This window comes from Streptococcus sp. F0442 (assembly GCF_000314795.2).
Lineage (GTDB): Bacteria > Bacillota > Bacilli > Lactobacillales > Streptococcaceae > Streptococcus.
Genome location: NZ_KB373315.1, coordinates 429,491 through 454,670 on the forward strand (window position 1 = coordinate 429,491; position 25,180 = coordinate 454,670).

Sequence of the window (25,180 nt, forward strand, 5' to 3'; positions counted from 1 at the left end):
CCTTTTTGCTTAGTAGAATCAAGCAGGAAGGGTCTCTTTTGTTTTTTTGAAAAAGAGTGAAAATAACTGAAAAGCGAACATTAAGTAAGAAAATATGAATTTATTAAAGAGATTTTAGACATTTATTTCCTGAATGATTGTCAAAAACAGTAAAAAATCCTGATCATAAAATTAAGGTGTGATTAGACGGAGCAGATAAAAAAGGTTAGTCCAGGAGGGCTAACCTTGAAGGAAAATATTCTTAATGTGTGAAATCAAGTACCATACGTCCTTGAATGGTTCCAGCTTCCATTTCGTCAAAGACTTTGACCGCATCTTCTACTGGACGTTTTTGAACGACTGGCACTACCAAACCTTCTGCACCAAATTGGAAGGCTTCTTCCAAGTCTTTACGAGTTCCTACTAGAGAACCGATGACTTGGATACCATCTAATACAGTTTTCACAATGCTTAGATCCATCATTTCTGAAGGAAGTCCAACTGCGACAACGCGACCACCAGCACGAACAGAATCTACTGCTTGGTTGAAGGCAACTTTAGAGACAGCAGTTACGACAGCAGAGTGAGCGCCACCATTTGTTTGTTCTTTGATCAATCCTGGAACATCTTCTACTTCACGACCGTTGATAACAAAGTCTGCGCCAACTTCTTTCGCCAATTCAAGTTTGTCGTTGTTGATATCGACAGCGATGACATGAGCGTTGAAGACTTTTTTGGCATATTGAACAGCCAAGTTTCCTAGTCCTCCAGCACCGTAGATGACAATCCATTGGCCTGGCTCAGCTTTGGCTTCTTTGATGGCTTTGTAAGTTGTAACCCCGGCACAGGTAATAGAAGAAGCTTGTGCTGGATCTAATCCTTCTGGTACTTTCACTGCGTAATCTGCAGTAACGATACATTGTTCAGCCATTCCTCCATCAACAGAGTAACCAGCATTTTTTACAGTACGGCAAAGTGTTTCACGACCAGTCGTACAGTATTCACAAGTTCCACATCCTTCGAAGAACCAAGCAACACTGACACGATCCCCAACTTTTAAGCTTGTCACATCTGGAGCAAGTTCTTTTACGACTCCAATTCCTTCGTGCCCAAGTACACGGCCTGGGACTTTACCGAAGTCTCCGTGAGCAACGTGCAAGTCCGTGTGGCAGACACCACAGTACTCAATTTGAACAAGTGCTTCCCCTGATTCCAATGGACGCATATCCTTGTTTGCAACGATTTCAACACCAGTACCTTCTGGATTTACAACAACAGCTTTCATTTTGTTCCTCCTTAAGTGAACGAGAAGCGATTTAAAATTTTTGAAAGCGCTTCTTTAATAACTATGTTAATAATATCACAAGTTTATCTATTGAACAATAAAAAAAATGGAAAAAAAGGGAGGTATTGATTAACCGATTAAGGATATAGGTTGCAAAAAAGACATGAGATGCTCTCCTCATGTCCATTCGTATTATAAGAATAATTGAATCAATTGGCGTGCGACACCATCCTCATTATTGGTGAAATCTGTGACGGAATCCGCATAAGGAATCAGGACAGAGCTCGCGTTTTTCATAGCATAACCATGACCAGCAAGAGCTAGCATCTCAGTATCATTGTGCTCATCTCCAAAAGCAATCAAATCTTTCTGATCCATATTGAGTTTATCTAGAAGGTAAGTCAGAGCGGATGCTTTGGTCACATTTTTGGGATTGCATTCCAGAATATTTAAGGGACCACCCCAGGTATTGATAGACAGATTGTAGTCATAGTGTCGATTCATTTCATCTGCCAGAGCATATTTGTCTTCCGCTTTCGTTTGAAAAAGGATACAGTTTGGGTCACTTGTTACTCGTTCTGGATTGAATTGGTTTTCTGGTTGGAAGGCATCAATTCCGAATAATTTAGGATCTGCAACTTGTTCATTAGGATCGGTAATGAAGAATTTATTACGGTATTCACCAGCGATAAAGTCTGCTTGAATAGTATCACGATTGGCAACCATATCTAGGAGGTATTTTTTATCTAAGGTTAAACATTGTTCATCTGCCCATTTTTTCTCAGGCAGATGGGTGAGGGAGCCATTGAAATTGATCATTGGAGTATCAAGTTCTAGTTGTTTGTAATAGGTATGGGCCATGCGGTAAGGACGACCAGTCGTAATAATAACTTTGTGGCCAAGGGCGCTAATTTTTTTAATGGTATCAATCGTAAAGTCGCTCAATTTGCTTTCGGAATTCAAGAGGGTTCCGTCTAGATCCAGAGCGATCATCATTTTATGCATATTTCAGTTCCTTTCGAGAAGAATGAGACCATTATATCAGAAAAATCGGAAAAGCGCTCAAAAATCGAGAAGAGAAGCGGGATTTCTTGAAAGACGAAAGATCTTTTGGTAGAATAGATATAACGTTCGCAAATTGATTGGGAACGAGAATGATGAAAAAGGAGTTTATTCTGAAATGGATAAGTTTTTTAAACTTTCAGAACATGGAACCACTGTTCGGACAGAGGTTCTTGCTGGTCTGACAACCTTTTTTGCGATGAGTTATATCCTCTTCGTAAATCCGCAAATGTTGTCACAAACAGGTATGCCAGCTCAAGGGGTCTTTCTTGCAACGATTATTGGATCTGTTGTCGGAACCTTGATGATGGCTTTTTATGCCAATTTACCGTATGCACAAGCCCCAGGAATGGGCTTGAATGCCTTCTTTACCTTTACCGTTGTATTTGGTATGGGCTACTCATGGCAGGAAGCTTTGGGAATGGTCTTCATTTGTGGTGTGATTTCATTAATTATCACATTGACAAATGTTCGGAAGATGATCATCGAATCGATTCCGACAGCCCTACGCTCTGCTATTTCAGCTGGGATTGGGATTTTCTTGGCCTACGTTGGGATCAAGAATGCAGGATTTTTGAAATTTACGATTGACCCTCATACCTATACAGTGGTCGGAGAAGGAGCAGATAAGGCGAATGCAACGATCTCAGCCAATGCATCTGCTGTTCCTGGTTTGGTTGATTTTAACAATCCAGTCGTTCTCTTGGCCCTTGTTGGTCTTGCGATTACCATTTTCTTTGTTGTCAAAGGGATTAAGGGAGGGATTATCCTTTCCATCTTAGTGACGACGGTTCTTGGAATTCTAATCCATGTTGTTGATATCAGCAAAATCGACTTTGCAAGTAACCATCTAGGAGCTGCCTTTAATGATTTAGGCACGATCTTTGGTCAAGCTTTAGGATCGAAAGGATTGGGTTCGTTGATTTCCAATACGTCTCGTTTGCCTGAAACCTTAATGGCAATCTTAGCCTTCTCCTTGACCGATATTTTTGATACCATCGGGACCTTGATCGGTACTGGTGAAAAAGTAGGGATTGTTGCGACGAATGGGGAAAACCATCAATCAGCGAAATTGGATAAAGCCCTCTATTCAGACCTCGTAGCGACTTCAGTTGGAGCTATTGCAGGGACATCGAATGTAACGACCTATGTTGAATCTGCAGCCGGTATTGGAGCGGGTGGACGAACTGGTCTGACAGCCTTGGTTGTAGCGATCTGTTTTGCTATTTCAAGTCTCTTTAGTCCATTGCTAGCGATTGTACCGACCGCTGCTACAGCCCCAATTTTGATTGTTGTGGGGATCATGATGTTGAGTGGTTTGAAAAATATCCATTGGGAAGATATGTCAGAGGCTGTTCCTGCCTTCTTCACTTCTATCTTTATGGGCTTCAGCTACTCAATTACTCAAGGGATCGCTGCTGGATTTATCACCTATAGCTTGGTGAAAGTGGTTAAAGGACAAGCCAAAGAAGTGCACAGCATGATTTGGATCTTGGATGTTCTCTTTATTTTGAACTATATTAGTATGGCCTTGCATTAATCAAGGGGGAAACAAAAAGGAATGAGTGCAATTCACTGCTCTCATTCCTTTTTTTGTTGGCCAGTAGTCTAGAAGGAATCCTAATCCTTCTCTTTCAAAAGGAATTCTTAGGCGGACAATTTCTAAAAGAAAGAGCAGAATTTTAAAAAGTTTGGTATAATAGAAAAATGATTAGTCACAATGAAACAGAGCTGATCGCTCTAGGAGAACAGTTGGGAAAACTGTTAGAAAAACAGGATGTGATCATCCTATCGGGTGATTTGGGGGCTGGGAAAACTACCTTTACCAAGGGAATTGCAAAAGGTTTAGGGATTGATCAGATGATTAAAAGTCCTACCTATACCATCGTTCGGGAATATGAAGGACGTCTGCCTCTCTATCATTTGGATGTTTACCGAATTGGGAATGATCCAGATTCCATTGACTTAGATGATTTTCTGTTTGGAGAGGGTGCTACCATTATTGAATGGGGAGAGCAGATTGAACCCAGTCTTTCGGATGCTTATTTGAAAATTTTCATCCGAAAATTGGAAGATGGGCGAGAGTTGGAATTCGAAGCTCATGGAGCGCGTGCAGAAGCTTTACTAGCATCCTTTGAGCAGGCGGGAGATACAGATGCCTAAGGAGAAAGAAGTTACATTAGAGATTCGACAAGCTGAAACGACAGACGCGACTCTTCTTGTTGATTTCTTAAATCAAGTTGGTAAAGAGTCCGATTATATGACCTTGGATGAAGCTGGTATTGGCATGTCCCCAACTGATATGGCACAATTTCTGCTGCTGCAAGAGACAGCGGTTAACCGGATTTGTCTCTTATTATTTGTAGACCAAACACTAGCCGGATTGTTAAATATCACAGCTGCTCCCCAACGGTCTGTTCAGCATATTGGTGATGTCTTTATTGTGATTCAGCGAGCTTATTGGAATCAGGGATTTGGACAGATCTTGTTAGAAGAAGGAATCGAGTGGGCTCACTCGACTGGCATTCTTCGAAAATTGGTCCTAAATGTGCAAGTCCGCAATGAACGAGCGGTTCATCTGTATAAAAAGATAGGATTTGAGATAGAAGGTTGCCAAGCTCGCGGAGCATGTTCAGCTGAAGGAGAATTTTTAGAGGTTTACCTCATGGGAAAACTGATAGATTAAAGAGAGATTCTATATGGTAAAAAAAATTATTTTAATGTTTTTGAGTTTATTGGCGGTAACGGTGATTGGAATTGGAGCCTATGGTTTGACTATTCTCAATCAGACGACAGGAACCCTCAGTAAGACTTATAAGAGCTTTGGAAATGAGACCAATGTCATTGCGGAAAATAAGCCGATGACCATCCTTTTGATGGGGGTTGATACAGGAAGCGGTTCTCGGGAAGATCCTTGGGCTGGAAATAGTGATACCATGATTTTGGTAACCGTCAATCCTCAAACAAAGGAAACGACGATGACCAGCTTGGAAAGAGATATTCTGACCAATATTACTTCTGATGGTGAAACTGTCCAAGCGAAATTGAATTCAGCCTATGCTCAAGGTGGAGCTAAGTTAGCTATTAAGACGATTCAGGATCTTTTGGATATCCATATTGATCGTTATGTCATGATCAATATGAAGGGACTGGTTCAATTAGTGGATAAGGTAGGTGGTATTACGGTTAATAATCCATTTGATTTTGATATTTCCATCGAAGAAAATGAGCCTGAATATACAGCAAAGATTGCACCAGGACGGCAGGAGATTAATGGAGATCAAGCGCTCGTTTATTCACGGATGCGCTACCAGGACCCAGATGGGGACTATGGACGTCAAAAACGCCAACGAGAAGTGATAAAAAAGATCGTCGAGAAAGTCTTAAGTCTCAATAGTTTGAGCCACTATAAAGGAATCATTGATTCTGTTAGTGACAATATGCAAACGAATATTGCTCTCGATAGCAATAGTTTGCTTCAATTATTGGGTTACCGAGATGCGCTTTCGAACATTCATCAGTACCAATTAAAAGGAGAAGATGCGACCTTGGCAGATGGTGGAAGTTATCAGATTGTAACCTCTAAACATCTCTTGAAAATTCAAAATATTATCCGCAAAGCCTTGGGAAAGAAAGAGATTAAGACACTTAAAACCAATGCATATCTAATGGATGGAGACGAAGATTTAAAGAATTCTTCTTCTTCTCAAAATGAAAACCCAGCAGCTTCTGAGGAAGCTCCTGTTTACCAAGAGTTTAATCAACTACCAGTTCTACCATCGAGTCAGGATACAGGAGTGGTGACGCCCCAAAGTTCTGTTCCACCGGTAACGCCCGTTGCCCCTGCGGCCACAGAGTCTAGCGCCCTTACACCTGCGTTACCATCAGAATAAGACAAAAACGATTGAGTTTTCTCAATCGTTTTTGTTTGGATTCCATGTGTCCTGAATTTCCTTTAGGGAAGCACTTGCTTGCTGGCTAAAGAGCCTGGTCTTATATTGGAAGTCTGTCACTAATTCTTGAAGAATGGATTTTTGGTCTTGGATAATTTCCAGGTTGCGTTGGATTTTTGCTAAGTTTTCTTGCATCCCCTTGACCAATTGGTGAGATTCAGTCACTTCTGTTTTGATTGTTTGACGATTTTTTACCAGGTGGAAGCTAATGCTGGCTCCTGTTGCAAACCAAAAGAGATTTTTGAGTTTCATATGGCCTCCTTATTTAGCTGTTTTGGATTTTATCTGCGAGCGTGGCCAGCTGGTCAAAATTCGGCTCATGCTCGGTAAATGAGATAGCAAGCTCATCTTGGTCAGAATAGCGGGGGATGATATGGATATGGGTGTGAAATACAGTCTGTCCAGAAACTTCTTCCATGTTACTGATGATATTCATTCCCTTGGCTTGAGTAGCGGCTTCTACTTTTTTAGCAACTTTAGAGACACGTGCAAATAGTTGAGCTGTGGCGGTTTCGTCCATCTCTAGTAGGTTGCGAGCGTGTTTCTTTGGAACCACTAAAGTATGACCAGGAGTAACTTGAGAGATGTCTAAAAATGCGAGGATCTCCTCATCTTCATAAACTTTGGATGAAGGAATGTCGCCAGCTATAATCTTACAAAAAATACAATCGTCAACCATAAATACACCTCATTTAGACTAAATTTTGTTATAATATAAGAACATTATACCAGAAATCGGAGAAAATATGTTAGAAATCAATAAGTTGACAGGGGGCTATGTCAACATCCCTGTCCTGAAAGAGGTGAGCTTTTCGGTTCCTGATGGGCAACTGATTGGTTTAATTGGGCTAAATGGAGCTGGAAAGTCAACCACGATTAATGAAATTATTGGTCTCCTGCATCCATATGCTGGGGAAGTGCGGATTGATGGCCTTAGTCTGCCAGAAGCTCCGACTGAATATCGGAAGAAAATCGGTTATATTCCAGAAACACCAAGTCTTTATGAGGAATTAACCCTGAGGGAGCATATCGAAACCGTAAGCCTCGCCTATGATTTAGACATAGATCAAGTCATGGTGCGCGTCCAGCCTTTGTTGGAACGATTTCGTTTGGCTGAAAAATTAGATTGGTTCCCGACCCATTTTTCAAAGGGGATGAAGCAGAAGGTCATGATCATTTGCGCCTATGCAGTGGATCCAAGTCTTTATATTGTCGATGAACCCTTTTTGGGATTGGATCCTGTTGCAATTGCAGATTTGATTCAATTATTGGCAGATGAAAAGGCAAAAGGAAAATCAATTTTGATGAGTACCCACGTTCTGGATTCGGCTGAAAAGATGTGTGATGGGTTTGTGATCCTCCATAAGGGTCAGGTCCGAGCACAAGGGACCTTAGATGAGCTGCGTTCAACTTTTGGGGATGAGAAAGCAAGTCTAAATGATATCTACATGACCTTGACAGAAGAGGAAACAGCATGAAAGAGTTGATGAAAAAACGGCAACAAACGTTTCGAACTCAATGTGTAAAATACAGTCGCTATGTTCTCAATGATCATTTCGTCCTCTTTATGCTCATTTTTATAGGATTTTTAGCAGTTCAATACAGCAAATTCTTGCAAGAACTACCCAAAGATCCGAGCCTGATCCGCTGGAGTCTCTTGCTTGGTTTGCTCTTCTTGGTACCGATTGGCTCTATTGCGACCTACCTAGAGAAGCCAGATGCGTTATTTCTTTTAGTGAAAGAAGAGGAAATAAAAAATCATATCAAGGGGCAGGTTAAGAAGTCTTTTGTATTGTGGCTTTTGATTCAAAGCTTTGTCCTCATATTATTCATCCCCCTTTTTCTTGCAACGGGGATGAATGCACTGGGAATAGTGGCTTACGTTTTTATTTTAGGGGTAGCTAAAGGGCTTGTCTTTAGCTGGAAAGCTAAACGTTTCTATCAGGATGGCAATCTAAATTGGATCTGGACCATTGCTCGTGAGAATGCAAGGAAACAAATGATTCTTCGCTTTTTTGCCCTGTTTACAACGGTGAAAGGGATCACGAATAGTGTCAAAAGAAGAGCCTACTTGGATCGCTTCTTGGCCCTACTTCCTAAAACACATGGGAATACTTGGCTTCACTTGTATATGCGCTCCTTCCTACGTAACGGTGATCTTTTCTCCATGACACTACGACTTTTGCTTCTGTCGATTCTTGCTATGGTCTTTATTCCTCAACCTCTAGTGGTGATCGCTCTTGTAGCCTTGCTCAATTACTTGATCATTTTTCAATTGTTGGGCCTTTATAGTGCTTTTGATTACCAACCCTTGACCCTTCTTTTTCCAATGAAAAAAGGAAGTAAAAAGGCAGGATTGAACAAAACAATTCGCTTGTTAATGGGGATTGTAACAGTGATAGAAGGGGTGATTGGGTTGGTCTTTATGTCAGATAAAGTCTTGTTGCTGGGCTTATTAGCTTATACACTTGCATTAACCATGATCTACCTTCCATTTAAGATGGCGCGCTTGGTTGACGAAAGTCGTTAAAATTAGTAAAATAGATTGGAAACTTTTTACGGAGGAAAAGATGGACTCGAATGAAAAAGAGCTAAGCCTCACCCCAATTCCTGGGAAGAGTGGGAAGGCCTACATGGGGACCTACCCAGATGGTGGGCGCGTTTTTGTAAAAATGAATACGACCCCAATCCTTGCGGGTCTAGCAAAAGAACAGATTGCTCCTCAATTGCTATGGAGTCGACGTTTGCCAGATGGAAATGTGATGAGTGCCCAAGAATGGTTGAATGGGGAGATTCTCACGCCAAATGGAATGTCAAAAAAACAAGTGGTCAATATTTTAACGAGATTGCACCGTTCTAGACCTTTGATGACTCAATTAAAGAAACTTGGGTATCCGGTAGAATCACCTTTAGAGTTGCTCAATTCTTGGGCTAATCGGTTGCCGATTGCCCTGCGCCAGAACCACTATATCCAATCTGTTGTAAAGAATCTACGTAAGACAGTGCCTGCCTTTCGGGAGGATTATGCGACGATCGTCCATGGAGATGTCCGTCATAGTAATTGGATTGAGACAGATAGTGGCTTAATTTATTTAGTTGACTGGGACTCCGTTCGTTTGACAGACCGGATGTTGGATGTGGCGCATATCTTGAGCCACTATATCCCAGATTCTAATTGGCGTGATTGGTTAGGCTATTACGGCTACAAGTACAATCAAAAGGTCTTTGACAAACTCTATTGGTTTGGTCAATATTCTTTCTTGTGCCAAATTGCTAAATACTATGAAAATAATGATCTAGAAAATGTCAATCGCGAGATCTATGCTCTGCGCAATTTCCGGTTGAAATATGGAAAGGAAATATGAGAGTTAGAAATCGCAAAGGAGCGACAGAATTACTGGAAGCCAATCCACAATATGTGATCTTAAATCCAGAAGATGCTAAGGGAAAATGGCATGAGATATTCGGGAATGATCATCCGATCCATATTGAGGTGGGAAGTGGAAAAGGGGCTTTTATCACTGGGATGGCCAAGGCTCATCCAGAGATCAACTACATTGGGATCGATATCCAAAAATCGGTCTTGAGCTATGCTTTAGATAAAGTTTTGGAAGCGGATGTTCCCAATATTAAGTTGCTTTGGGTAGACGGAGATAGTTTAACCAATTACTTTGGAGATGGAGAGATTGATCAACTCTATTTGAATTTTTCAGATCCATGGCCAAAGAAACGACATGAGAAGCGTCGTTTGACCTATAAGAGCTTCCTTGATACCTTTAAACAAATTCTTCCGGAACACGGAGAGATTCACTTCAAGACAGATAATCGCGGTTTGTTTGAATACAGCTTGGTAAGCTTCTCGCAATATGGGATGACCTTAAAGGGAGTCTGGTTAGACCTTCATGCTAGCGATTTTGAGGGAAATGTGATGACCGAATACGAGAAGAAGTTCTCCAGTAAAGGACAGGTTATTTACCGTGTAGAAGCACAGTTTTAGCATATTCCTTGCAATCATTGAGGAATCGTGTTATAATATTTCAAATGAATAGAAAAGGAGAGGCGGGGAAATATCTTCGCCTCTTATCTATGAGGAGGTGGCAACCATCGCAACAATTGTTGACTTAGTAACAGAAGTGATTCAGCCAGCTATAAAAGAACCATTTGAATTGGTAGATGTTGAATATGGCAAAATGGGTGGTGACTACGTCTTAAGCATTTTCGTAGACAAACCAGAAGGAATCACATTGAATGATACAGCGGATTTGACAGAAATCATCAGTCCGTTGCTGGATCAAATCAAACCAGACCCATTTCCAGAACAGTACTTTTTAGAAGTCACCAGTCCTGGCTTGGAGAGACCTTTGAAAACCAAGGAAGCCCTTGAGGGAGCTCTTGGCAAGTATGTAAACATTAGCTTGTACAAGGCTGTTGAAAAGCAAAAGGTCTTTGAGGGAACCTTGGTGCGTTTTGAAGAGGATGTTTTGACCATCGAGTATATGGATAAAACACGGAAAAAAACAGTAGACATTCCTTATAACCTTGTGTCCAAAGCAAGGTTGGCTGTAAAATTGTAACAGAATGAAAGAAAGGATGCCTTTCTAGAAGAGGCAAGAAAAACATGAGTAAAGAAATGCTAGAAGCCTTCCGCATTTTGGAAGAAGACAAAGGGATCAAAAAAGAAGATATCATCGAAGCGGTCACAGAATCACTGCGTTCAGCTTATCGCCGTCGTTATGGACAAGCAGAGAGTGCAGCGATTGAATTTAATGAAAAAACCGGAGATTTCCGTGTTTATACAGTTCGCGAAGTCGTTGATGAAGTCTTTGATAGCCGTTTAGAAATCAGCTTGAAGGATGCCTTAGCCATTAGCTCTGCTTATGAGTTGGGAGATAAGATCAAGTTTGAAGAAGCACCAGCTGAATTCGGCCGAGTTGCTGCCCAATCGGCTAAGCAAACCATCATGGAAAAAATGCGTAAGCAAACACGCACGATCACTTATAACACTTATAAAGAACATGAAAATGAAATCATGAGTGGAACAGTGGAGCGCTTTGACAATCGTTTTATCTATGTCAATCTTGGTTCGATCGAAGCACAATTGTCTAAGCAAGACCAAATTCCAGGGGAAGTTTTCCAATCCCATGATCGCATCGAAGTATTCGTCTATAAGGTAGAAGATAACCCTCGTGGTGTCAATGTCTTTGTTAGTCGGAGCCATCCAGAAATGATCAAACGCCTCATGGAACAAGAAATTCCTGAAGTCTATGATGGAACGGTTGAAATCATGAGTGTAGCGCGTGAAGCGGGAGACCGGACCAAGGTAGCGGTTCGTAGCCATAATCCAAATGTAGATGCGATTGGGACCATCGTTGGTCGTGGTGGATCAAACATTAAAAAAATTACCAGCAAATTCCATCCAGCACGCTATGATCAAAAATTGGACCGTATGGTTCCAACAGAAGAAAACATCGATGTGATTGAATGGGTTCCAGATCCAGCTGAATTTATCTACAATGCCATTGCTCCTGCAGAAGTGGACCAAGTTATCTTTGATGATGAAGACAGCAAACATGCTCTCGTTGTTGTCCCAGATAACAAGTTGTCTCTTGCCATTGGTCGTCGTGGGCAAAACGTTCGTTTAGCAGCTCATTTGACCGGTTACCGTATCGATATCAAATCTGCTAGTGAGTTTGAAGAAATGGAAGCAGCTCAAGAAACTTTTGAAGATCAAGTAGAAAGTAGTCAAGAGCAAGTCGATTAAGAGAGGGAGGGAATATGGTAAAAACAAGAAAAATCCCTTTGAGAAAATCGGTCGTTTCAAATGAGATTATTGATAAGCGTGATTTGCTCCGAATTGTCAAAAACAAAGAGGGACATGTCTTTATCGATCCTACTGGCAAAGCCAATGGTCGAGGAGCTTATATCAAACTAGATAATGAAGAAGCGGCCCTTGCTAAGAAAAAGAAAGCTTTTAATCGTAGCTTTAATATGGAAGTGGAAGAAGCTTTCTACGATGAATTGATCGCTTATGTAGATCATAAGGTGAAGAGAAGAGAGTTAGGCCTTGAATAAGCAAAAGTTGAGCAATCTGTTGGGTCTAGCGCAAAGAGCGGGAAAACTGATTTCTGGAGAAGAACTCGTGATTAAAGCGATCCAGGAAGGAAAAGCAAAATTGGTTTTCCTAGCAAATGATGCTGCTAGCAATCTGACAAAAAAAGTGACGGATAAGGGTCACTATTATGAGGTTCAAGTATCTACCGTGTTTTCAACACTAGAATTAAGCACTGCAATTGGACGTGCCCGGAAGGTCGTCGCAGTTGTAGATGCTGGATTTTCAAAGAAAATGAGGTCTCTTATGGAATAGAAGAGGAGGACAGCAATTGTCTAAGAAAAGATTATACGAAATTGCCAAAGAATTGGGCAAGGAAAGTAAAGAAGTCGTCACTCGTGCGAAAGAATTAGGTTTTGACGTTAAGAGTCATGCATCTAGTGTCGATACAGATGCTGCTGAAAAGTTAATCAAGAGCTTTGCAGCAAAAAAAGAAACAGTCGAAAAGAAAGTAGCAGAGGTGGCTGCAAAGACAACGGCTGTCGTAGAAAAAAAAGAAGCAGTAGCGGTCAAAAACCAAGAAAAAACTGAGACAAGATTAGAAACGCCTACACCAGCTGCGAAACCAAAGAGTCGTAACTTCAAGGCGGAACGTGAAGCGCGTGCGAAAGAGCAGGCGGAGCGTCGTCAACAACAAGGGAATCGACCTAAAAAACAACAAAACGACCGTCGGGACGGGGATCGTTTCCAAAACAGAAATGATCGCAAAAACCAAGGTAATGACCGTCGAAATCAAGGGAATGATCGTCGTCGCGATCAAGTTGGAAATGGTCAAGGACGTCCAAATCCTGTAAATGGTGCTCCGAAAATTGATTTCAAAGCACGTGCTGCAGCATTAAAGGCAGAGCAAAATGCGGAATATGCACGTGGTAGTGAAGAACGCTACAAGCAAAACCAGGTCGCTAAGGTTGAGCAAGAACGTCAACAGCGCCGGAAGCGCGAAGAGGGGGTTGCAACTGAAGTTGTCACTCCTCAACCAAAGGCGGAACCAGTGAAGGCTGCGCCAGTAGCGGCTCCAAGCCCTGCAACAGTTGATACACGTCGGAAGAAACAAGCTAGACCAGACAAGAAGCGTGAAGATTTTGATCGTGAAGAAGATGGTCCAAGAAAACAACAAAAGAATCGAAGTAATCAGAATCAAGTGAGAAATCAAAAGAATAGTAACTGGAATAACAACAAAAAGAATAAAAAAGGAAAGAATAATCGCAATGAGGCTCCAAAACCAGTAACAGAGCGTAAATTCCACGAATTGCCAAGTGAATTGGAGTACACAGATGGAATGACGGTTGCGGAAATCGCAAAACGGATTAAGCGTGAGCCAGCAGAAATCGTGAAAAAACTCTTCATGATGGGCGTGATGGCGACACAAAACCAATCCTTGGATGGCGATACCATTGAACTCCTTTTGGTAGATTATGGCATTGAAGCCAAGAAAAAGGTTGAAGTGGATAATGCGGATATCGAGCGTTTCTTCGTAGAGGATGGCTATTTGAATCCAGATAAATTGGTAGAGCGTCCACCAGTTGTCACCATCATGGGCCACGTTGACCATGGTAAAACAACCCTCTTGGATACCCTTCGTAACTCACGTGTAGCAACAGGTGAAGCGGGAGGAATCACTCAACATATCGGTGCTTACCAAATCGTTGAAAATGGCAAGAAGATTACCTTCTTGGACACACCAGGACACGCGGCCTTCACTTCTATGCGGGCGCGTGGTGCCTCAGTTACCGATATTACTATCTTGGTTGTGGCGGCAGATGATGGGGTTATGCCTCAAACGATCGAAGCTATCAACCACTCAAAAGCAGCCAATGTTCCAATCATTGTAGCTATCAACAAGATCGATAAACCAGGTGCCAACCCAGAACGGGTTATTGGTGAATTGGCTGAACACGGCGTTATGTCAACTGCATGGGGTGGAGATTCTGAGTTTGTAGAAATTTCAGCCAAGTTCAACCAAAACATCGATGAGTTGTTGGAAACTGTCCTACTTGTAGCTGAAATCCAAGAACTCAAGGCAGACCCAACAGTCCGTGCTATTGGTACCGTTATCGAAGCGCGTTTGGATAAAGGAAAAGGTGCGGTTGCGACCCTTCTGGTTCAACAAGGTACTTTGAATGTTCAAGACCCAATCGTTGTCGGAAATACCTTTGGACGTGTTCGTGCTATGACAAATGATCTTGGACGTCGGGTGAAAGTGGCTGGACCATCTACTCCTGTTTCTATCACTGGTTTGAACGAGGCGCCAATGGCAGGTGACCATTTCGCGGTTTATGAAGATGAAAAATCTGCGCGTGCAGCTGGTGAAGAACGTGCTAAACGTGCATTGATGAAACAACGTCAAGCCACCAACCGTGTCAGCCTTGAAAACCTCTTTGATACTTTGAAGGCTGGTGAAGTGAAATCTGTTAATGTCATTATCAAGGCTGATGTACAAGGTTCGGTTGAAGCCCTTGCTGCTTCTCTTCAAAAGATTGAAGTAGAAGGTGTCAAGGTTACCATCGTTCACTCAGCAGTTGGTGCCATCAACGAATCAGACGTGACCCTTGCGGAAGCTTCAAATGCCTTCATCATTGGATTTAACGTTCGCCCTACGCCACAAGCGCGTCAGCAAGCTGAGGCTGATGAGGTAGAAATCCGTCTTCACTCAATCATTTACAAGGTGATCGAGGAAATGGAAGATGCTATGAAGGGAATGTTGGATCCTGAGTTTGAAGAGAAGGTGATCGGGGAAGCAGTTATTCGTGAAACCTTTAAAGTCTCTAAAGTGGGTACCATCGGTGGATTTATGGTCCTCAGTGGTAAGGTTACACGTGATTCCAAAGTTCGTGTCATTCGTGACGGTGTCGTGATCTATGACGGTGCTTTAGCAAGCTTGAAGCACTTCAAAGATGATGTCAAAGAAGTTACAAATGGTCGTGAAGGTGGATTGATGATTGAAGGCTACAATGATATCAAGACAGATGATACGATTGAAGCTTACATCATGGAAGAAATTAAGAAATAATCTTACAACTAGGAAGAATGAGGACCTTCTCTCGGACTTCCTAGTTTTTAAACATAGAAAAAGAAAGGAGTTCCTATGGCGAGTCATTTTCGGACAGACCGAGTCGGCATGGAAATTAAGCGGGAAGTTAACGAAATTTTGCAAAAGAAAGTTCGTGATCCGCGTGTTCAAGGTGTCACCATTACGGATGTTCAAATGCTAGGCGATTTGTCTATGGCAAAGGTTTATTATTCGATTATGAGTGACCTGGCTTCAGATAATCAGAAGGCTCAGACAGGGCTGGAAAAAGCAACAGGAACCATCAAGCGCGAACTAGGTCGGAATTTAAAATTGTACAAAATTCCAGATCTCACGTTTGTAAAAGATGAATCAATCGAATATGGTAATAAAATTGATGCCATGTTGCGCAATTTGAACAAAGACTAGAGAGGTTGGAAGTGTTCCAACCTCTTTTCTTGGCCCTTTAATCAAGTAAAACAGAAGGAAAGAGAAAACGATTTCAAAAAATAAAAGAAATTTACAGAAATCTCTTGTGTGATTGGAAATTATCCTTTACAATAAGAGAGGAGTTTTATTTCTGATCTCATAATTGGAGGAATGAACATGTCGATTAACTGGCAGGAAATTGTATTTAACTTTTTGGGAGGCCTGGGGCTCTTTCTCTATAGTATTAAAACCATGGGAGAAGGCTTGCAACAGGCTGCAGGAGATCGACTTCGATACTATATTGATAAATATACGAGTAATCCCTTTCTAGGGGTTCTAGTAGGGATTGGGATGACTGCCTTGATTCAGTCGAGTTCAGGGGTTACAGTGATTACGGTCGGTCTGGTGAGTGCAGGACTTCTAACCCTCCGTCAAGCTATTGGTATTGTTATGGGGGCCAATATTGGAACGACTATTACCTCCTTTATCATTGGTTTTAAATTAGGAGACTACGCTCTTCCCATGCTCTTTATCGGAGCGGTTTGTCTCTTCTTTACCAAAAATCGTTTGGTTAATAATGTTGGACGAATCGTTTTTGGTGTCGGTGGTATCTTCTTTGCCCTCAACTTGATGAGTGGGGCTATGGAACCTCTTAAAGATTTGCAAGTCTTTCGTGACTATATGGTGCAGTTAAGTAAAAGTCCTATCTTGGGTGTCTTTGTCGGATCAGGCTTAACACTTTTGATTCAGGCCTCTTCTGCAACCATTGGTATCTTGCAAAATCTATATGCTAGTCATTTGATTGACCTGAAAGGTGCCCTCCCAGTTCTCTTTGGTGATAATATCGGAACGACCATTACAGCTATCATTGCTTCCTTGGGAGCTAATATTGCGGCCAAACGTGTGGCAGGTGCCCATGTAGCCTTTAATGTTATCGGAACCATTATCTGTCTTGTCTTCCTTGTTCCGTTTACCTCTTTGATTCAATGGTTTGAAACGACTCTTCATTTATCCCCAGAAATGACCATAGCCTTTGCTCACGGAACCTTTAATATAACCAACACCATTATTCAATTCCCATTCATTGGAGCTTTGGCTTACTTTGTAACCAAGTTGATTCCTGGTGAAGATGAAGTCGTCAAATATGAACCCCTTTACTTGGATGAAAATTTGATCACTCAAGCACCTTCGATTGCCCTTGGAAATGCGAAAAAAGAGTTACTTCATTTAGGTGGCTATGCGGATAAAGCCTTTAGCCTCTCTTATGATTATATTGTTCATCAAAATGAAAAAACTGCCGAAAAGGGACACAAGACAGAAGAAGCGATTAATACCATTGATGAGGATTTGACACGCTACTTAATTCGCTTGTCAAGTGAAGCCTTGAGTCCAAGAGAGAGTGAAATTCTGACCAATATCTTGGATTCTTCACGAGATTTAGAGCGGATTGGCGATCATGCGGAAGCCTTGATCAATCTGGCGGATTATTTGATTCGTAAGAAAGTTGTTTTTTCAGAAGCAGCCTTGGCTGAATTGGAGGATATATACAATCAAACCCGTCAGTTCGTAGAGGATGCCTTAAAAGCGGTTGAGAATAATGATATCAGCCTTGCAAATCAATTGGTAGCACGTCACGACGCGATTGAAAAACTGGAGAAGAGACTTCGGAAAACCCATATTCGTCGCTTGAATAATGGCGAATGTACGCCACAAGCCGGAGTGAACTTTATTGATATTATTTCTCACTATACACGTGTTGCAGACCATGCCATGAATCTCGCCGAAAAAGTACAAATTGAGCAAATTTAATGAGAAATCCACAGGGTAAGTAGAAAGCTTACTCTGTTTTTATTTTTTATTCCGCTCAAAAATAGGTCTATACCATTTACAAATACAATTGAAAGCGTTATAATATGTATGAATATAAATGGAACCCTCGTTCCAACAATGGAAAGGACAAGACTATGTCTACATATATTAAAGCAGATCAATTTTATTATCCACATGGGGTTCGCCGTGGAGGCTATTTGGAGCTGATAAATGGTAAATTTGGAAAACATGTGGAAAGCCTACCAGAAGATGCGGATGTATTGGATTATTCCGGTTATAGCATTGCACCTGGCTTGGTGGATACCCATATTCACGGCTTTGGAGGAGTAGATGTCATGGATAACAATATCGAAGGGACCTTGCATACGATGAGCGAAGGACTTTTGAGCACAGGGGTTACTAGCTTTTTACCTACGACGTTGACGTCCTCTTATGAACAACTTTTAGCAGTCACTGAAAATATCGGTGCACGATACAAAGAAGCTACAGGGGCCAAGATTCGCGGTATTTATTTTGAAGGACCTTATTTTACAGAAAAATACAAGGGAGCCCAAAACCCTGCTTACATGAAGGATCCAAGTATGAAAGAATTCCGAGCTTGGCAAAAGGCTGCCAATGGTCTTCTGAATAAGATTGCGCTTGCTCCTGAGCGTGAAGGAGTAGAAGACTTTGTTCGGACCATTACGAGCGAAGGAGTGACCGTTGCACTAGGGCATTCCAATGCTACTTTTGAAGAGGCTAAAAAAGCAGTTGACGCGGGTGCGAGTGTCTGGGTACATGCCTACAATGGTATGCGAGGGTTGACCCACCGTGAACTCGGTATGGTGGGGGCAATGTATGAGTTGCCTCATACCACAGCAGAGTTGATCTGTGATGGACACCATGTGGATCCACTAGCTTGTGATATCCTCATGAAACAAAAAGGAAAAGAAAATGTCGCCTTGATTACGGATTGTATGACAGCAGGTGGCTTAGAAGATGGGGACTACATGCTTGGGGAATTCCCAGTCGTGGTTGCTGAAGGGACTGCTCGCTTGAAATCAAGTGGAAATCTAGCTGGATCAATCTTGAAATTGAAAGAAGGAGTAAAAAATGTGGTAGAGTGGGGGATTGCCAATCCTCATGAAGCTGTGATGATGGCCAGTCTTAATCCAGCAAAATCAGTTCATATTGACGATGTTTGTGGTCAAATTCGGGAAGGTTACGATGCTGACTTTATTGTTCTAGATAAGGATTTAGAACTAGTTGCGACCTATCTCGATGGGGTCAAACGTTACCAAGCTACCAACTAGATTATCAAAAAATCAAAGATAGAACAAAAACCTCTCTAGGTCATACCTGGAGAGGTTTTTGTGACGTGTTCTTAGGTTTTAAACAGGATGTAGGGTCTTTTTGTTAACCAAAGGTAGTGCAATTTTGTGAATGCTGTCTTTTCATGCTATAATGGGAATTGAAATGTGAGGTAGCTTATGAAGGCAATTGATATACGTTTTTTATTGATGGGAATTTTTTTCTTGCTCTATGGTCTGGTGAGAAAAAATATCTTTATTGTGATCGTTGGAGGAGCATTTTTACTCTATAGTTTTTACAGCAAGAAGATGGAGCCAACCAAGAAGAATATTTTTAAGCCAGAGCTTAAACTTCGAGGGCCTAAAAAATCGAAATCGAAGAAAGGAAAGAAAAAATGAACAATTATCGTTTAAATAATGGGGTGGAGATTCCTGTATTAGGGTTTGGAACGTGGAAAGCAGCAGATGGAGAAGAAGCTTATCAGGCTGTCCTAGCTGCTTTGAAGGCGGGCTATCGTCATATTGATACAGCTGCGATTTATCAAAACGAAGAGAGTGTGGGGCGTGCCATTAAAGACAGTGGGCTTGCGCGCGAAGACTTGTTTATTACCACCAAACTTTGGAATAGTCATCACACCTATGACGACGCCCAAGCTGCTTTGGGAGAATCTCTTGAGAAACTTGGCTTGGATTATGTAGACCTCTATTTGATTCACTGGCCGAATCCAAAACCGCTTCGAGAAAATGATGCTTGGAAAGCACGGAACGCCGAGGTTTGGCGAGCTATGGAAGATATGTTAACTGCCGGCAAGGTTCGGGCTATTGGTGTTAGCAATTTTCTGCCTCATCATTTGGAAGCACTCCTTGAAACTGCACGGGTTATCCCAGCAGTGAATCAAATTCGTCTGGCACCTGGAGTCTATCAAACGGAAGCCATTGCAGCGAGTCGTAAGCACGGCATTTTACTAGAAGCTTGGGGACCTTTTGGCCAAGGAGAATTGTTCCAAAATGAACAAGTAAAAGAAATGGCTGCTAAATATGGCAAGACCGTCGCTCAATTGGCCCTAGCATGGAGTTTACAAGAAGGTTTTCTCCCATTGCCGAAATCAGTTACCCCAGAGCGAATTGCGAGCAATCTAGACTGTTTTGGTTTTGAGTTGACCAAAGAAGATTTGGAGCAGCTTCGAAATCTTCCAGTAGAAGCAGGTGCACCAGATCCAGATAGTAAAGATTTTTAAGAGAAAAGTTCTACTTATAAAAACCGAGGACACCTTTGTTCTCGGTTTTTAAATATTTTTAACCATTAAATAGTTTTAAAACACTAACAAAAACAGACGTTCTATAATAAATTTCTACACATATCTTCCTTTTATCGAACGAAAATAAATTAATAATTAGTAACGTTCGTAAATGTTACATTTGTGTTACAATTCAGGTTTGATCGAATTTTCAGACAATTTTGCGCTATAATAGTTACTATTAAAATAAAAGGGGAGTTTCTATGAATAAACAAGAGCGTTTTTCATTAAGAAAATACAAATTTGGTGTAGCCTCAGTTTTATTAGGGGCTGTTTTGGTATTTGGAACTGCACAAGCGAGTGCAGATGAACAAGCAACGGGCCAAACGAGGACTGAAACACAACTTGTAGCACCTATTCAACAGCCACCAGCTGAAAAACAAGAGTTACAAGTTGCAGAAACTGCGAATACAGTCACTAGTGAAAAAGTAGAGGTTTCTAAAGAAACTGCTATTACGGAAAAAGAAGCTATTAGCAAAGAGGCTACTGTTCTTGAAAAAATAGAGGCTCCTAAAGAGGGAACAGCTGCTCCACAAACAAATACGGAAGAGACAGTTAAACCGGTAGAAAAAGCTACAGCAGTGGCTACTCCGACAAGCTCTGAAACAAGTGAGCGCCGTAATGGAGCTGAAAAACCTCAAAGCATTGAAAGCAACGAGATTATTACTGTTCCACAAACCTGGAACCAAGGTTATAAAGGTGAAGGAATGGTAGTTGCCGTGATTGATTCTGGTTTGGATGTCAACCATGAGGTTCTTCGTATTACCGATTCTTCAAAAGCCAAGTTCAAAAATCAAGAAGAATTGGAAGCAGCCAAGAAAGCAGCAGGAATTGATTATGGGAAATGGTACAATGATAAAGTCGTCTATGCCTATGATTACTTTGATGGTACCGATAATATAAAAGAAGCTGAAAGAGATTCTCACGGGATGCATGTTACCGGGATTGCAGCGGGGAATCCTGAAAAAGAAGCAGGAAATGGTAAAAAAATCTATGGTGTAGCACCAGAAGCACAAGTCATGTTCATGCGTGTCTTCTCCGATCGGCAAAAAACAACTGGGTCTGCACTTTATGTAAAAGCAATTGATGATGCGGTGGCTCTCGGTGCAGATACCATCAATATGAGTCTTGGCTCGTCTACTGGTTCTACGGTCAATGCTGATTCAGATATTGTTGATGCCATCAAACGGGCGCGTGCCAAAGGTGTATCTGTCTTAATCTCCGCCGGAAATAGCAATACTTTTGGGAACGGTTATTCAAGACCAGCAGCTGAAAATCCGGACTATGGCTTGGTTGGAAATCCTTCAACAGTAGAGGACTCTATCTCTGTTGCCTCCATCAATAACAAAATCATTACAACAGAAGTTTTTGAAGTTAAAGGCTTGGAAGGTCATGCGGAAGCAGATAATGGAAAGTTTGATTACAGTAAATCTGCTGCAGATGCTGACTTTGAAAAAGGCAAAGAGTATGAATATGTATCTGTTGGACTTGGGAAAGAGGATGATTTCAAAGATCTAGACCTTACTGGTAAATTAGCCCTTATCCAACGTGGGGAAATTCCATTCTCAGAAAAAATTGCCAATGCATTCCATCATGGTGCTGCAGGAGCTTTGGTCTACAATAATGTGGATGGTTCTAATCTTGGTATGTCTATCGATGGGGATGCAAAAAAAATCCCATCGGTCTTCATTTCAAAACGTTATGGGGAAGCTCTTAAAGCAGGATCCTACAAAATTGTCTTCAACAATACCATGGCCAATCGCCCATCTCCAGAGGCGGATCAATTGTCAGATTTCTCAAGCTGGGGAGTCACAACAGACGGTCAGTTGAAACCAGATGTAACAGCACCTGGGGGCAATATCTTCTCTTCTTTGAATGACAATACCTACGGAGATTTGAGTGGTACAAGTATGGCTTCTCCTCACGTGGCAGGTGTCGCCGCCTTGGTCAAAGAATACCTTGTGAAGCATCACCCAGAATTAACTCCAGAACAAGTTTCTGAAACAGTGAAAGCCTTGATCATGTCTACGGCTAAACCACATGTTAATAAAGAAACGGGTGCTTATACTTCTCCTCGTCAACAGGGAGCAGGGGTGGTCGATACGGCAGCTTCCGTATCAACAGACTTGTATGTCACTGGTGAAAACAATTACCCAAGTGTCACTCTTGGAAATGTTGGAGATAGCTTTACATTTGATGTTACAGTTCACAATATTTCAGATACTGATCGTACCTTGAAGATGCTGGTCAATACAGACACAGATGAAGTGAAAGATGGTAAATTTACTCTTCGCCCACGTAAATTAACAGAAACTGCTTGGCCAGAAGTGACTGTGAAAGCACATAGTTCTGAAACAGTTACGGTGAAAGTCGACACAAGTAAATTCACAGAAGAATTGAGCAAAGAAATGCCAAACGGCTATTTCCTTGAAGGGTTTGTTCGCTTTGTTGATCCAGCAGATGATGGAGATGTGGTCAGCATACCATTTATGGGCTTCAAGGGAGAATTCCAAAATCTTCCCGCAGTTGAAAAGCCGGTCTATGATTTGGTTCGCGAAGGAAAAGATGGATTCTACTACCATATTCCAAAAGATTTAAATATCTCATCGAGTGCCAATGTTTCTGCGCTCGTCACTCAGCAAAATGACTTCCTTCTCACTCAAGGAAAACGAGATGGTCGTCGGATGACAGTCCTTGGTATTGAAGAAAATGCGGAAGGGACTCACACCCTTCAACTAGATGAAAACGGAAATGTTCGCATTGCCATTTCACCAAATGAAGATGGAAATAAAGATTTCGTCGAATACAAGACAGTCGCTCTTCGAAATATTGAAAACCTTCGTGCAAGTGTCTACGCAGCAAGTGATACTGAGCATCTACATCCAATTTGGGAAGGTACGCCATCTGACCATCGTAAGAACTATTTTGATGGGAATACCAAGAACCCACGAAGCTACACGCTAGACAATACTACTTGGTCTGGTAGCGATGCCAATGGAAATGCGGTAGCAGACGGTTTATATGATTATGTCATCCGTTATACCCCAATGGTTCCAGGAGCTGAAGAGCAATCAACGACCTTCAAGGTTCGGGTCGATACTCAAAAACCAGTGATTACATCTGGATATATTCGCTTTAAAGACGGAGCACAACAGTTTGTAGCACGTAAATCCAAAGATGTTGGTGAAGGCGGTATCTTGACAGAAAAACTAGTTTATGTCACACCATTTGATGATCAAGGAACGATGGTCCAAACCAGTGAAGACAAGAATGGTACGCGTGCTCTAGAAAATTATCATGTCATTAAGGCTAATGAGGATGGTAGCTTCGATCTTCCTGAAAACATCGAGAAGAAGAATATATACTATTATGTAGAAGATTTTGCAGGCAACGTGGATTACATTTCATTAGCTGATTTGGTACGGGATCAAAATAGTGGTCGGGTTCAAATTGCAGTGCGTGATGCTAAGACCAACAAAGATTTGGACACCATGTACGTCTATCGTATTAAGGATAGCAATGGTCAATATGTATCAGTTGATAAAACAAAAGATATCAACTTCTTGAACTTTGGCCATTATATTGCAGAAATCTTTACCTATGATCGTACCGAAGTGAAATTTGTCAGCAGCTTGACGCAAGAGTTCGATTTGACAGAAGAGAATAGTTTCCAAACGATCGCATTCCTTGCCAACACCTTGGAATACGCACCAGTCAGCATTCGCTTTGATCAACCAGTTTCAAAAGCTGCTACTCTCGTATTGAAAGGTGCAGAGGGGGAAAACTTTGTATTGCCTGCTGAAAAGTATGGTAAGAATGGCTTTGGTAAATCAGTAGCAACCGGTCAATATACTTTAGTTGCAACCCTTCCGACAGGTTATGAATTGGCTGAGGAAGCGCCGGTGATTACAGTTGTTGCAGGTCGAAACAATGTTTACCGTCTTGGAGTGATCTCAAAAGTGGATCTCTTAGCTGCCTTAAACAACCAAGCGGATGTTATCAAGACAGCTCACTACTTCAATGCGAGTGCCGATAAGAAAGAAGCCTATGATCAAGCCTTGCAAGCTGCTCAAGCAGCCTTGACCAATAAGGTCAGTCAAGAGCAAGTCAACCAGGTAGTGGCTGGTCTTGAAGCTGCCAGTCAAGCTTTGGATGGCAAAGACTCAAATGTTGCAGCTTTGAAAGAAGCGATGCAGGCTTACGATGCTACAACTAAAACTGGACGGTATGCCAATGCAAAAGAAAAAGTACGTCGGGACTACGATCGTGCCTTCCAAACAGTGGCTTTACTTGCAGTAGATCCAACTGTGAAACAAGAACAAATCAATCAAGCGCTTGCTGAGTTGAGCCGTGCGGAAGGAAAATTAAATGGGAAAGCAACTGATTTTTCAAGCCTTGAAAAATACATCAAGGAAGAATTGAAGTTCCAAGAAAAGAATGCTAAATTCATCTATGCTGGAAATGAAGAAAAAGAAGCTTACCTAGTAGCCTTTAAGGATGCACAAACCATTCTTTCAAATCCAGGAGCAAGTCAGCAAGATGTAAAAGATGCTTTGACAGCTTTGAAAAATGCCAAGAAAAAACTTCATGGGAAAAAACCAAAAGCTGCAAGACGTCCCTAATCCAAATAAAATTGTTTGTTAGCCTAAAATCCGTATGAAACAATTGTTTCATACGGATTTTTATTTACAAGTATGTAGAAATCTGCTATAATACTAGTCAAGAAAGAAGAGCTTATGGCGTTTTTCTAGCGAGCTTGGGATAGTGAAAGCCAAGTAGAACAAAGTGGGCATCGGCGCTTTCTCTCAGTAAAAAGCTGAGTACAGTAACATATAATGAAGTAATAAATTAGGGTGGAACCGCGTTTTTGACGCCCCTAGGTCACTTGACTTAGGAGCAGAGACACGGTTCTTTTTGTGTTCTGAGTCGGGCTCAATCA

General features: G+C 41.6%; 22 protein-coding genes and 2 pseudogenes. 20 read left to right on the top strand and 4 right to left on the bottom strand.

Annotated features, from left to right (window positions below):
- Nucleotides 1-241 precede the first annotated feature (241 nt).
- Nucleotides 242-1,264 (bottom strand): alcohol dehydrogenase AdhP, encoded by a 1,023-nt coding sequence (gene adhP, locus HMPREF9186_RS08565; RefSeq protein WP_009732292.1) that lies wholly within the window; start codon nucleotides 1,262-1,264, stop codon nucleotides 242-244.
- Nucleotides 1,265-1,456: 192 nt separating this feature from the next.
- Nucleotides 1,457-2,269 (bottom strand): Cof-type HAD-IIB family hydrolase, encoded by an 813-nt coding sequence (locus tag HMPREF9186_RS08570; protein WP_009732293.1) that lies wholly within the window; start codon nucleotides 2,267-2,269, stop codon nucleotides 1,457-1,459.
- Nucleotides 2,270-2,444: 175 nt separating this feature from the next.
- Between HMPREF9186_RS08570 and HMPREF9186_RS08575 the strand changes: the two genes are divergently transcribed.
- The 4 genes from HMPREF9186_RS08575 (at nucleotide 2,445) to lytR (ending at nucleotide 6,219) form a co-directional block, all read left to right on the top strand.
- On the top strand, nucleotides 2,445-3,866 hold the full coding sequence (locus tag HMPREF9186_RS08575) for an NCS2 family permease (RefSeq protein ID WP_009732294.1): 1,422 nt from the start codon (nucleotides 2,445-2,447) through the stop codon (nucleotides 3,864-3,866).
- A gap of 167 nt (nucleotides 3,867-4,033) precedes the next feature.
- Nucleotides 4,034-4,489 (top strand): tRNA (adenosine(37)-N6)-threonylcarbamoyltransferase complex ATPase subunit type 1 TsaE, encoded by a 456-nt coding sequence (tsaE, locus tag HMPREF9186_RS08580; protein ID WP_009732295.1) that lies wholly within the window; start codon nucleotides 4,034-4,036, stop codon nucleotides 4,487-4,489.
- The gene (locus HMPREF9186_RS08585; RefSeq protein ID WP_009732296.1) at nucleotides 4,482-5,012 is read left to right on the top strand and encodes a GNAT family N-acetyltransferase; all 531 of its coding nucleotides are present in this window, start codon (nucleotides 4,482-4,484) and stop codon (nucleotides 5,010-5,012) included. Before tsaE ends, HMPREF9186_RS08585 begins: the two co-directional genes overlap by 8 nt.
- Nucleotides 5,013-5,025: 13 nt before the next feature.
- On the top strand, nucleotides 5,026-6,219 hold the full coding sequence (gene lytR / locus HMPREF9186_RS08590) for a glycopolymer--peptidoglycan transferase LytR (RefSeq protein ID WP_009732297.1): 1,194 nt from the start codon (nucleotides 5,026-5,028) through the stop codon (nucleotides 6,217-6,219).
- 21 nt (nucleotides 6,220-6,240) lie between these two features.
- On the opposite strand, the gene HMPREF9186_RS08595 is transcribed toward lytR, so the two are convergent.
- Nucleotides 6,241-6,531: a hypothetical protein gene (locus HMPREF9186_RS08595; RefSeq protein ID WP_009732298.1), complete on the bottom strand. Its 291-nt coding sequence runs from the start codon at nucleotides 6,529-6,531 to the stop codon at nucleotides 6,241-6,243.
- Nucleotides 6,532-6,544: 13 nt separating this feature from the next.
- Entirely contained in the window at nucleotides 6,545-6,958 is a 414-nt protein-coding gene (locus HMPREF9186_RS08600) for an HIT family protein (RefSeq protein ID WP_009732299.1), read from the bottom strand.
- Between the two features lie 67 nt (nucleotides 6,959-7,025).
- Between HMPREF9186_RS08600 and HMPREF9186_RS08605 the strand changes: the two genes are divergently transcribed.
- The 16 genes and pseudogenes from HMPREF9186_RS08605 to HMPREF9186_RS08675 all read left to right on the top strand — a co-directional run bounded on the left by HMPREF9186_RS08605 (nucleotide 7,026) and on the right by HMPREF9186_RS08675 (nucleotide 24,863).
- Nucleotides 7,026-7,757, top strand: a complete 732-nt coding sequence (locus HMPREF9186_RS08605; RefSeq protein WP_009732300.1) for an ABC transporter ATP-binding protein — start codon at nucleotides 7,026-7,028, stop codon at nucleotides 7,755-7,757.
- A complete protein-coding gene (locus HMPREF9186_RS08610) occupies nucleotides 7,754-8,809 on the top strand; it encodes an ABC transporter permease (protein WP_009732301.1) in 1,056 nt (351 codons plus the stop codon). Before HMPREF9186_RS08605 ends, HMPREF9186_RS08610 begins: the two co-directional genes overlap by 4 nt.
- Nucleotides 8,810-8,849: 40 nt before the next feature.
- Entirely contained in the window at nucleotides 8,850-9,644 is a 795-nt protein-coding gene (gene ccrZ, locus HMPREF9186_RS08615; RefSeq protein WP_009732302.1) for a cell cycle regulator CcrZ, read from the top strand.
- Nucleotides 9,641-10,276, top strand: coding sequence for a tRNA (guanosine(46)-N7)-methyltransferase TrmB (gene trmB / locus HMPREF9186_RS08620; protein ID WP_009732303.1), 636 nt, complete (start codon nucleotides 9,641-9,643; stop codon nucleotides 10,274-10,276). Before ccrZ ends, trmB begins: the two co-directional genes overlap by 4 nt.
- 97 nt (nucleotides 10,277-10,373) lie before the next feature.
- On the top strand, nucleotides 10,374-10,853 hold the full coding sequence (gene rimP / locus HMPREF9186_RS08625; protein ID WP_009732304.1) for a ribosome maturation factor RimP: 480 nt from the start codon (nucleotides 10,374-10,376) through the stop codon (nucleotides 10,851-10,853).
- Nucleotides 10,854-10,897: 44 nt separating this feature from the next.
- On the top strand, nucleotides 10,898-12,040 hold the full coding sequence (gene nusA / locus HMPREF9186_RS08630; protein WP_009732305.1) for a transcription termination factor NusA: 1,143 nt from the start codon (nucleotides 10,898-10,900) through the stop codon (nucleotides 12,038-12,040).
- 14 nt (nucleotides 12,041-12,054) lie between these two features.
- Nucleotides 12,055-12,351, top strand: a complete 297-nt coding sequence (gene rnpM / locus HMPREF9186_RS08635; protein ID WP_009732306.1) for an RNase P modulator RnpM — start codon at nucleotides 12,055-12,057, stop codon at nucleotides 12,349-12,351.
- Nucleotides 12,344-12,643 (top strand): YlxQ-related RNA-binding protein, encoded by a 300-nt coding sequence (locus HMPREF9186_RS08640; RefSeq protein WP_009732307.1) that lies wholly within the window; start codon nucleotides 12,344-12,346, stop codon nucleotides 12,641-12,643. Before rnpM ends, HMPREF9186_RS08640 begins: the two co-directional genes overlap by 8 nt.
- Nucleotides 12,644-12,659: 16 nt before the next feature.
- Nucleotides 12,660-13,296 (top strand): annotated as a pseudogene (locus HMPREF9186_RS11760) (translation initiation factor IF-2 N-terminal domain-containing protein); the annotation flags it as partial.
- A 107-nt stretch (nucleotides 13,297-13,403) separates the two neighbouring features.
- Nucleotides 13,404-15,398: pseudogene (infB, locus tag HMPREF9186_RS08645) on the top strand (translation initiation factor IF-2); the annotation flags it as partial.
- 75 nt (nucleotides 15,399-15,473) lie between these two features.
- Nucleotides 15,474-15,824, top strand: coding sequence for a 30S ribosome-binding factor RbfA (gene rbfA, locus HMPREF9186_RS08650; RefSeq protein WP_009732309.1), 351 nt, complete (start codon nucleotides 15,474-15,476; stop codon nucleotides 15,822-15,824).
- Between the two features lie 177 nt (nucleotides 15,825-16,001).
- Nucleotides 16,002-17,633, top strand: coding sequence for a Na/Pi cotransporter family protein (locus HMPREF9186_RS08655; RefSeq protein WP_009732310.1), 1,632 nt, complete (start codon nucleotides 16,002-16,004; stop codon nucleotides 17,631-17,633).
- Between the two features lie 155 nt (nucleotides 17,634-17,788).
- Nucleotides 17,789-18,946: an N-acetylglucosamine-6-phosphate deacetylase gene (gene nagA / locus HMPREF9186_RS08660; RefSeq protein ID WP_009732311.1), complete on the top strand. Its 1,158-nt coding sequence runs from the start codon at nucleotides 17,789-17,791 to the stop codon at nucleotides 18,944-18,946.
- Nucleotides 18,947-19,123: 177 nt separating this feature from the next.
- Complete coding sequence (locus HMPREF9186_RS08665) at nucleotides 19,124-19,342, top strand: hypothetical protein (protein WP_009732312.1); 219 nt, start codon at nucleotides 19,124-19,126, stop codon at nucleotides 19,340-19,342.
- Nucleotides 19,339-20,181, top strand: coding sequence for an aldo/keto reductase (locus HMPREF9186_RS08670; protein WP_009732313.1), 843 nt, complete (start codon nucleotides 19,339-19,341; stop codon nucleotides 20,179-20,181). Before HMPREF9186_RS08665 ends, HMPREF9186_RS08670 begins: the two co-directional genes overlap by 4 nt.
- Nucleotides 20,182-20,444: 263 nt before the next feature.
- Nucleotides 20,445-24,863 (top strand): S8 family serine peptidase, encoded by a 4,419-nt coding sequence (locus HMPREF9186_RS08675; RefSeq protein ID WP_009732314.1) that lies wholly within the window; start codon nucleotides 20,445-20,447, stop codon nucleotides 24,861-24,863.
- Nucleotides 24,864-25,180: the final 317 nt, after the last annotated feature.